Here is a 5,513-nt window from a genome sequence, read left to right as displayed (position 1 = left end):
ATCGTACCCACAGCCACCACCATGTCATCTTCGGCCACCAGTTCGGTCACGGTGAACTCGGGAGGTTCCCGGTAGTTCGCCTTCATCCATTGGCGAAGGGACGCCTTGCCATTGATGACCGTGTCACCGATCGCGTTCCACTCGATGTCATCGGTGCAGTGCTGCAGGAACCCTTCGATATCCAATACGGAAATCGCAGCATTCGCAGCCAGCAGGGTGGCCTTGTTCGCACTGGTCATCGACGTGCTCCGCTCGGCGGTCATTGTGCGAACCTAGCACCGCGATCGTGGGCCRCAGGTCAACGCGACGCACAAAGAAAACGCCCGCAGATCGAGGATCTGCGGGCGTTCTTTTGCATCTGGCGGAGCGAGAGGGATTCGAACCCTCGATAGAGCTTTTGACCCTATACTCCCTTAGCAGGGGAGCCCCTTCAGCCGCTCGGGCATCGCTCCGGGGTTTTCTCCGCGTCTGGTGCGTTGCACCTCAGCGGGGCGTGAATCATAACGTTAATCACGCGCGAAGGTAAAGCCTTATTCCGCAGAATTTTCACCACCGGTGCTGCCGGCTTCGTCACCACGCTGGATGCGCTGGTAGATCTCTTCGCGATGCACGGCGACGTCCTTCGGCGCAGTGATGCCGATACGCACCTGGTTACCCTTGACGCCAAGCACGGTGACGCTCACCGAGTCACCGATCATCAGGGTTTCGCCGACGCGGCGAGTCAGGATCAACATTTTTTTAAGTCTCCATGGAACCGTGTGGAAGGGTATCCCCCACCGGCTTGACGCTCCGTCAAGAAGCGCGCCCACGACAAAGGGAAAAGATTCGCAATGGTACCGTCAGCCGTCCCGCTCCTACAAGGAGGGGGACGGCAGGGATTCATCACAGGCGGGGGCTGACCCATTCGACGACCGCAGCCAGCGCGGTAGCAAGGGCGGGCCCGTCCTCGCCACCACCCTGGGCGAGGTCCGGGCGTCCGCCGCCCTTGCCCCCGATCTGACCGGCGATATGGGACAACAGTTCCCCGGCCTTGACCTTGCCCATTGCACTGCCGTTCACGCCCGCGACCAGCGCCGCCTTGCCGTCCTGGGCACCGGCCAGCACGATCACCGCGTCGCCCAGCTGCTGCTTCAGGCGGTCCATGGCATCGCGCAGGGCCTTGGCGTCGAAGCCTTCCAGGCGGACAGCCAGAACCTTCACACCGGCGACCTCGACGGCCTGGCCGGACAGGTCGGCGGTGGCGCCGGCGGCTACCTTGGCCTTCACGGCCTCCAGCTCGCGCTCCAGCTGCTTCTGGCGCAGGCCCAGCGCACGGATCTTTTCGACCACGTCGGCAGCACTGCCACCCAGCAGCTCGGCGGCCTCGGCCAGACGGGCCTCCTCGGCATCCACGTAGTCCAGCGCGCCCTGGCCGGTGACGGCCTCGATACGACGCACACCGGCCGAGACACCGCCTTCGGAGGTGATCTTGAACAGACCGATGTCACCGGTCCGGTTGACGTGGGTGCCACCACACAGCTCGGTGGAGTAGTCGCCCATCTTCAGCACGCGCACGTTCTCGCCGTACTTCTCGCCGAACAGGGCCATCGCGCCGAAGTCCAGCGCTTCCTGCATGCCCATGTTGTGCACTTCGGCGGCGTTGTTGGCGCGCACCTGCTGGTTGACCTTGCGCTCGATGATCGCCAGTTCCTCGGCGCTGATCGGCTGGAAATGCGAGAAGTCGAAGCGCAGGCGGTCCGGCGCCACCAGCGAGCCCTTCTGCTGCACGTGGGTGCCAAGCACTTCGCGCAGGGCAGCATGCAGCAGGTGGGTCGCCGAGTGGTTGAGGATGGTGGCGCCACGGCGCTCGCCATCGACCTGGCCGGACAGCACGTCACCGATCTTCAAACTGCCCTGGGTGAGCTTGCCGACGTGGCCATGGAACTGGCCCGCGAACTTCTGCGTATCGCTCACCTGCAGCTGTACGCCGGCAGCGGACAAGGTGCCGGTGTCGCCGACCTGGCCGCCGGACTCSGCGTAGAACGGGGTCTGGTTGGTCAGCACGATGACCTCGTCACCGGCCTGGGCAGCGTCCACCGGGCGGCCATCCTTGAGGATCGCCACCACGCCGAGGCCGTCGGCCTGCAGGCGGTCATAGCCCAGGAAGACAGTCGGCTTGAGCGTGGCGACCAGATCGGCCGACAGCGTCACGCCACCGCCGAACTTGCCGGCGGCACGCGCGGTCTCGCGCTGCGTCTCCATCGCGGCGTTGAAGCCGTCAATGTCCACGGTCAGGTCACGCTCGCGGGCGATGTCCTGGGTCAGGTCGAGCGGGAAGCCGTAGGTGTCGTACAGGCGGAACGCGTCCGCGCCCGGGAYCACGCCATTGCTGACCTTGGCCGCAACGTCGTCGAAGATCTTCATGCCCGAGTCCAGCGTCTCGGCGAAACGCTCTTCTTCTGCCTGCAGGGCACGCACCACGGTATCGGCCTGTGCCGGCAGTTCCGGGTAGGCCTCGCCCATCTGCTCGACCAGGGTCGGCACCAGCTTGCTGAAGAACGGCTGGCGCACGCCCAGCATCCAGCCGTGTCGCAGTGCGCGGCGGATGATCCGGCGCAGCACGTAGCCGCGGCCTTCGTTGGACGGCAGCACGCCATCGACGATCAGGAACGAACAGGCGCGGATGTGGTCGGCGATCACGCGCAGCGACTTGTTTTCCAGATCAGCGGTTCCGGTCAGCTCCGATGCCTTGCGGATCAGCGCCTGGAACAGGTCGATCTCGTAGTTGGTATGCACGTGCTGCAGGATCGCGGCCAGGCGTTCCAGGCCCATGCCGGTGTCCACGCACGGTGCCGGCAGCGGCATCAGCGTGCCGTCCTGCTGGCGATCGAACTGCATGAAGACCAGGTTCCAGATCTCGATGAAACGGTCACCGTCCTCGTCCGGCGAGCCCGGCGGGCCACCGGCGATATGGTCACCGTGATCGTAGAAGATCTCGGTGCACGGACCGCACGGACCGGTATCGGCCATCTGCCAGAAGTTGTCCGAGGCGAACGGCGCGCCCTTGTTGTCGCCGATGCGGACGATCCGGTCTTCCGGAATGCCGATCATGTCGCGCCACAGTGCGTAGGCCTCGTCATCGGTCTGGTAGACCGTGACCAGCAGGCGCTCGGCSGGCAGCTTSYAGACCTGGGTCAGCAGCTCCCAGGCCCAGGCGATCGCATCCTTCTTGAAGTAATCGCCGAAGGACCAGTTGCCCAGCATTTCGAAGAAGGTGTGATGGCGGGCGGTGTAGCCCACCTGGTCGAGATCGTTGTGCTTGCCACCGGCACGCAGGCAGCGCTGGACGTCGGCCGCGCGCACGTAGCTGCGCTTTTCCGCGCCCAGGAACACGTCCTTGAACTGCACCATGCCGGAGTTGGTGAACAGCAGGGTCGGATCGTTGCCCGGCACCAGCGGCGCCGACGGCACGATGGTGTGGCCTTTGCCCTTGAAGAATTCAAGGAAGTCGCTGCGGATCTGGGATGTCGTGAATTTGGCGGATGCGTTCATGGGGGCTGGCAGTCTGCGGGCCGGGGCCCGTGCCGCCGGCCGCAGTGGCCAGGGTCGAACGGACCGCCGAAACCCCAAAGGGTATCAGGCCCGGCGCCATCAGTCTCAGTCGTCCGGATCGTAGCGGGTCGCGCGGCGGATGCTGTCGCCATCGAAGCCCCGGCGGGCCAGCAGATCGGCGGCCTTGCGGCGCTGCGCGAGGTCCTGCGGACCGGCCTCACCAAAGCGGCGACGGACCAGATCCCGGGCATTCTCCGTCCAGTCGCCCTCGAAGGTATCCATCGCAGCAGTAATCTGCTCGCTGTCCAGCCCGTGGGTTCCCAGCTCGGCACGTACATGGATGGGGCCATAACCCGTATTGGCGCGCATGCGCACCAGATTCTCGGCAAACCGGGTGTCGTCCTGCCAACCTGCCTCGGTCAGCTTGTCGACCGCCGCCTGCGCGGCCTCGTCCTCGATGCCCCGGGACGTCAGCTTGCGGGTCAGCTCCTTGCGCGAGTGCTCACGACGGACCAGCAGGCCCAAGGCGCGCTGGACAGGCGTCTGTTCGCGTACGCGGCGCTTACGGCCGGGTGCCGGGGCGTCGGAATCGTTCATTCTCGCCTTCAATCAAATGCGCCGTCCCTGGCGCGTCCCCCGTCGGGGAAACCGAATCTGCAGGACAGGGCGACGTCACTGACGGCGCCGCCCTGCCCCACAGCAAGCCTTTACTCGTCGTCGCCTTCGTCTTCGCCTTCCTCACGGACGGCTTCGGTCGGCTGGAACTTCTCGCGCAGCTCAGCCTCAAGCTTGGCGGCAACCTGCGGGTTGTCGCGCAGATAGCCACGGGCGTTGTCCTTGCCCTGGCCGATGCGCTCTTCACCGTAGCTGTACCAGGCACCGGCCTTCTCGACCAGCTTGGCTTCGACACCCATATCGATCAGCTCGCCTTCTCGGCTGATGCCTTCGCCGTACAGGATCTCGGTGATGACCTGCTTGAACGGGGGCGCCAGCTTGTTCTTGACGACCTTGATCTTGGTCTGGTTGCCGATGATCTCGTCGCCCTTCTTGATCGCGCCGATACGGCGGATGTCCAGGCGCACCGAGGCATAGAACTTCAGCGCGTTGCCGCCGGTGGTCACTTCCGGGCTCTGGCCCGGCATCATCACGCCGATCTTCATGCGCAGCTGGTTGATGAACACCACCAGGGTGTTCGAGCGCTTGATGTTGCCGGTCAGCTTGCGCAGCGCCTGGCTCATCAGACGCGCCTGCAGACCCGGCAACTGGTCGCCCATCTCACCTTCGATTTCAGCCTTGGGGGTCAACGCGGCGACCGAGTCGACCACCAGGATGTCCACCGAACCGGAGCGCACCAGCATGTCGGCGATTTCAAGCGCCTGCTCACCGGTATCCGGCTGCGACAGCAGCAGATCGTCGACATTGACGCCCAGCTTGCCTGCGTAGATCGGGTCCAGCGCGTGCTCGGCATCGATGAAGGCGGCGGTGCCACCCAGCTTCTGGCACTCGGCGATGGCCTGCAGGGTCAACGTGGTCTTGCCGGAGGATTCCGGACCGTAGATTTCCACCACGCGGCCCTTGGGCAGGCCACCAATGCCCAATGCGATATCCAGCATCAGAGAACCGGTCGGGATCGCCTCGACGGGCTCGACCACGCGGTCGCCCATGCGCATCACCGAGCCCTTGCCGAACTGCTTTTCGATCTGGCCCAGAGCTGCAGCGAGGGCGCGCTTCTTGTTCTCGTCCATCGGATTGGTCCTTGCAGAGGTCACGTCGTTGGAGGTGCTGTCTTTGGAAGTCTTCTTGGCCATGGGTTCACTTTAAGGCTGGCGTATCGCACAGGCTGAGATTCTGCCCGGCGTTCGGAAAAAAATTATCGGACATCCGTACCAACCTCAGCAGAACCAGAGAATCGCCACAAAAGACCGCGGGAATTGCAGGATGAATCGTCAACGGTTCGGTCGCAGCAGCCCGCAGTACAGGCC

Annotated in this window: 5 protein-coding genes and 1 tRNA gene; all 6 read right to left on the bottom strand. The window is 64.5% G+C overall.

The window, feature by feature from the left end; all coding sequences use genetic code 11:
- A partial coding sequence (locus AC1VAN_RS09580; RefSeq protein ID WP_480985703.1) for a nuclear transport factor 2 family protein occupies positions 1–239 on the bottom strand: 239 nt, incomplete at its 3' end.
- A gap of 120 nt (positions 240–359) precedes the next feature.
- Positions 360–452, bottom strand: a tRNA-Ser gene (locus AC1VAN_RS09575).
- A 78-nt stretch (positions 453–530) separates the two neighbouring features.
- Positions 531–734 carry a carbon storage regulator CsrA gene (csrA, locus tag AC1VAN_RS09570; RefSeq protein WP_025878924.1) on the bottom strand — a complete coding sequence of 68 codons (204 nt, stop codon included), beginning with the start codon at positions 732–734 and terminating at the stop codon, positions 531–533.
- 148 nt (positions 735–882) lie between these two features.
- Positions 883–3,531: an alanine--tRNA ligase gene (gene alaS / locus AC1VAN_RS09565; RefSeq protein ID WP_480985702.1), complete on the bottom strand. Its 2,649-nt coding sequence runs from the start codon at positions 3,529–3,531 to the stop codon at positions 883–885.
- A gap of 105 nt (positions 3,532–3,636) precedes the next feature.
- A complete protein-coding gene (gene recX / locus AC1VAN_RS09560; protein ID WP_025878922.1) occupies positions 3,637–4,128 on the bottom strand; it encodes a recombination regulator RecX in 492 nt (163 codons plus the stop codon).
- A gap of 110 nt (positions 4,129–4,238) precedes the next feature.
- Positions 4,239–5,276, bottom strand: a complete 1,038-nt coding sequence (gene recA / locus AC1VAN_RS09555) for a recombinase RecA (RefSeq protein ID WP_025878921.1) — start codon at positions 5,274–5,276, stop codon at positions 4,239–4,241.
- Positions 5,277–5,513 lie beyond the last annotated feature (237 nt).

The sequence above is a fragment of the Stenotrophomonas sp. 05L44_2 genome, from assembly GCF_056665995.1.
The sequence above is the reverse complement of the archived record's forward strand: the minus strand, read 5'-3'. Positions and strand labels throughout refer to the sequence as shown.